At 68.2% G+C, this 3,205-nt stretch carries 4 protein-coding genes and 2 riboswitches; of the genes, 2 read left to right on the top strand and 2 right to left on the bottom strand.

Annotated features, from left to right (window positions below; genetic code table 11):
• Window positions 1-283: NnrU family protein (locus tag ABNT58_RS04285; protein WP_348752273.1), on the bottom strand; the 283-nt coding region annotated here is incomplete at its 3' end.
• Between the two features lie 71 nt (window positions 284-354).
• Between ABNT58_RS04285 and ABNT58_RS04280 the strand changes: the two genes are divergently transcribed.
• Entirely contained in the window at window positions 355-852 is a 498-nt protein-coding gene (locus ABNT58_RS04280; RefSeq protein WP_348752272.1) for a MaoC family dehydratase, read from the top strand.
• On the opposite strand, the gene ABNT58_RS04275 is transcribed toward ABNT58_RS04280, so the two are convergent.
• Window positions 849-1,358 (bottom strand): LapA family protein, encoded by a 510-nt coding sequence (locus ABNT58_RS04275; protein WP_348752271.1) that lies wholly within the window; start codon window positions 1,356-1,358, stop codon window positions 849-851. The two genes, ABNT58_RS04280 and ABNT58_RS04275, sit on opposite strands and share 4 nt — an antisense overlap.
• Before the next feature lie 110 nt (window positions 1,359-1,468).
• A riboswitch (glycine riboswitch) is annotated at window positions 1,469-1,560 on the top strand.
• A riboswitch (glycine riboswitch) is annotated at window positions 1,561-1,674 on the top strand.
• A 62-nt stretch (window positions 1,675-1,736) separates the two neighbouring features.
• Here ABNT58_RS04275 and ABNT58_RS04270 point away from each other — a divergent pair.
• Window positions 1,737-3,029: a D-amino acid dehydrogenase gene (locus ABNT58_RS04270; protein ID WP_348752270.1), complete on the top strand. Its 1,293-nt coding sequence runs from the start codon at window positions 1,737-1,739 to the stop codon at window positions 3,027-3,029.
• The last annotated feature ends 176 nt before the right edge of the window (window positions 3,030-3,205 follow it).

The following is a 3,205-nucleotide window of genomic DNA, read 5'->3' as shown; positions in this document are numbered from 1 at the left end:
GTGGCACATAGGCCGCCACCAGCAGCACGAAGGCGGCCAGCGTGAACAGCACCGACACATGGCGCAGGCCGCGCGGCGGTTCCCAGATCAGCACCGGGTTCAGCCGCGCCTGCCCGTAGCCCCAGACGATGAGCACAAAGCCCACCAACGACACGATGGAGTACACGGCTTTCCAGCCGTTGAGGCCCATGCGCGCGACCTGCCGCTGGCGAAAGCCCTCGGCAAAGATGCGCGTGGAATGAAGGCCGAGGAACAACAACAGTCCGGCGATCAAGGCGGTCATGGCGGGGGCGCTGTGCGCTTGGCTGCGAATGGCGGCATTCTCGCCGTGGAACATCCACAGGAGGAACGACGATGAGCGAGGGAACCACCGCGGCGGTGCCGGCGGGCAAGCGCTACTACTGGGAAGACTTTCCGGTGGGCAGCGTGCGTGAGTTCGGCGCCAAGCGGGTGACGGCGGGCGAGATCATCGACTTCGCGCGGCAATTCGATCCGCAGCCCTTTCACCTCAGCGACGAAGGGGCCGCCAAGTCGCTGTTCGGCCGCCTGTGCGCCAGCGGCTGGCACACCTGCGCGATGGTGATGCGCATGATGTGCGACGAATACGTGCTGGACAGCAGCAGCCTGGGCTCACCCGGCATCGACAACCTGCGCTGGCTCAAGCCCGTGTTCGTGGACGACGTGCTGAGCGTGCGCCTGGAAGTGCTGGAAGCCCGCCCCATGGCCAGCAAGCCGCATGTGGGCCTGATGCGTTCGCGCTGGGAGGCGCGCAACCAGCACGGCGAGACCGTGCTGACCATGGAAGGCTGGGCGATGTTCGGACGGCGGGCGGCCTTGGGAGGCGAAACCTAGAAACGGGGGCGATCGGCCAAGGCCATGCCGCCCACCGGCTGGCCGCGTTCCAGCCGGTCTTCCAGCTCGCCCAGCGTCGCTGCGATGGCATTGGCGTTCTGCTCGAAGGCCAGGCGCTGGCGGTCTTCCAGCTGTTCCATGCGCTGCACCAGGGCGGCGCGGGTCTGTTCGCTGGATTGCGAGATGCGCAGGGTTTCGGCCGCGATGAAGCTGCGCAGCTCGGTGAAGCGCGAGGCCTCGGCCGTGTCGGCCAGCTGGCGCTGGGCCTGCAGGTCCTTGTTCAGGCGGCGTTGCTCCATCAGCAGCGTGGCCTGCAGCGAGATCGCCCAGATCACGAACACCACGCTCAGCAGCGCCACCAGGCACAGCATGATCAGGCCCAGCGGTGCTTCGACCGTGGTGAAGCCCAGGTACAGCGGCGTGGGCGTGGCAAAGGCCGTCCAGTTCAACAGTGCAAAGCCGCCGGTCAGCACCAGCACGGCCAGCACGAGCAATGTGCGACTCATGGTTTCTCCTTGCAGTCAGGCGCCGCCACGCGGCCGCCGGGCACCGAGTGTCGCTTCCCCGCCCTGTTACGCCTGTCGGACAACCGCCCGTCGCATCCGCCGTTAAACTGGCGGCAGATTCAGGAGAGCGCAGACCCGCCAGGGCCTGCCGCCGAAGGCGCAACCTCCCATGCACGCTCAGGCACCGTACTGGATCTGCAGTTTGGCCGACGCTGGAGAGTGAAGCCCCCACCGGGCTTCCACCGAAGGAGCAAGGCGCCATGCCCGTGAGGGGCCGGTGCTGAATCTCTCAGGTACCGAGGACAGCGGGAGCGGCACGTTCGACCCCACAAGGTCGTTCGTCCTTCCCATTGCATGTTCTCCCTGAGGTTTCTCTCCATGAAAGTCATCGTCCTGGGCGCCGGTGTCACCGGCGTCACGTCCGCCTGGTTCCTGCAGCAAGCCGGCCACGAGGTCACTCTGATCGACCGCCAGCCGGGCGCCGGCCTGGAAACCAGCTTCGCCAACGGCGGGCAGATCTCCGTTTCGCATGCCGAGCCCTGGGCCAACCCCGGCGCGCCGATGAAGGTGCTCAAGTGGCTGGCGCGCGAAGACGCGCCGCTGCTGTTCCGCCTGCGGCCCGATGCGCAGCAATGGCTGTGGGGCCTGCAGTTCCTGCGCGAATGCACGCCGGCCCGCACCCGCCACAACATCCGCCAGATCGTCAACCTGGGCCTGTACAGCCGCAGCACGCTGCAGCAGCTGCGCAGCCAGCTGAACCTGCCCTACGACCACCTCACCAAGGGCATCCTGCACTTCTACACCAGCCAGCAGGAGTTCGACGCCGCGCAGGAGCCGGCCCGCGTGATGCGCGAGCATGGCTGCGAGCTGGACATGAAGACGGCCGATGAATGCGTGCAGATCGAGCCGGCGCTGGCCCAGTGCCGCGACCGCATCGTCGGCGGCAGCATGACGCCCAGCGACGAATCGGGCGATGCCCATGCCTTCACCCAGGGCCTGGCGCGGCATGCGCAAGCCGCCGGTGTGCGCTTCCTCAACAACACCCGCATCGTGGGCCTGGAGCGTGATGGCGACCGCCTGCAGGCTGTGCAGGTGGCCGATGCCGACGGCGTGGTGCGGCGCGAAGCGGCCGACGCCTTCGTGCTGTGCATGGGCTCGTACAGCGCGGCCTTCGCGCGGCAGCTGGGCATCACGCTGCGCATCTACCCGGCCAAGGGTTACTCGGTCACGCTGCCGGTGATCGACCGCGCCCACTCGTACAACGTGTCCTTGACCGACGACGAGTACAAGCTGGTGTTCTCGCGCCTGGGCGACCGGCTGCGCATCGCCGGCACGGCCGAGCTGAACGGCTACGACACCGCGCTCAACCTGGTGCGCTGCGAAGCCATCGTGCGCCGCACGCGCGAGCTGTTCCCGCAGATGACCGACGGCCAGGGCGCGCGCTACTGGACCGGGCTTCGGCCGGCCACGCCGTCCAACGTGCCCTACATTGGCCGCTCGAAGATCGGCAACCTGTTCCTGAACACCGGCCACGGCACGCTGGGCTGGACGCATTCGTGCGGCTCCGGCCGTGCCATCGCCGACATCGTCAGCGGCCGCGTGCCTGAGCTGGACTTCGCCTTCTGCGGCCTGCCGCAGGCGGGCCTGGAAGGTCAGCTGGCTACAGCTTGACTTCAGGGGCGCCCGGTCAAGGTGCGGTAGCACAGCAGCGCCAGCACACCGGCCAGGGCCATCGCCAGGCCCATGGGCAGGGCGCTGCCGTCGTTCAGCAGGCCGACGGCGGCGCCGGCCGCGCTGGCCAGCGTGAACTGCAGCGTGCCCATCAGGGCCGAGGCACTGCCGGCCTG

The organism is uncultured Aquincola sp., from assembly GCF_964001545.1.
Lineage (GTDB): Bacteria > Pseudomonadota > Gammaproteobacteria > Burkholderiales > Burkholderiaceae_C > Aquincola.
This window is presented reverse-complemented; position numbering and strand designations above follow the sequence as displayed.

Coding starts and splice junctions, on each gene's coding strand:
- ABNT58_RS04280 (WP_348752272.1), top strand. CDS start 355: ATGAGCGAGGGAACCACCGCGGCGGTGCCGGCGGGCAAGCGCTACTAC.
- ABNT58_RS04275 (WP_348752271.1), bottom strand. CDS start 1,358: ATGAGTCGCACATTGCTCGTGCTGGCCGTGCTGGTGCTGACCGGCGGC.
- ABNT58_RS04270 (WP_348752270.1), top strand. CDS start 1,737: ATGAAAGTCATCGTCCTGGGCGCCGGTGTCACCGGCGTCACGTCCGCC.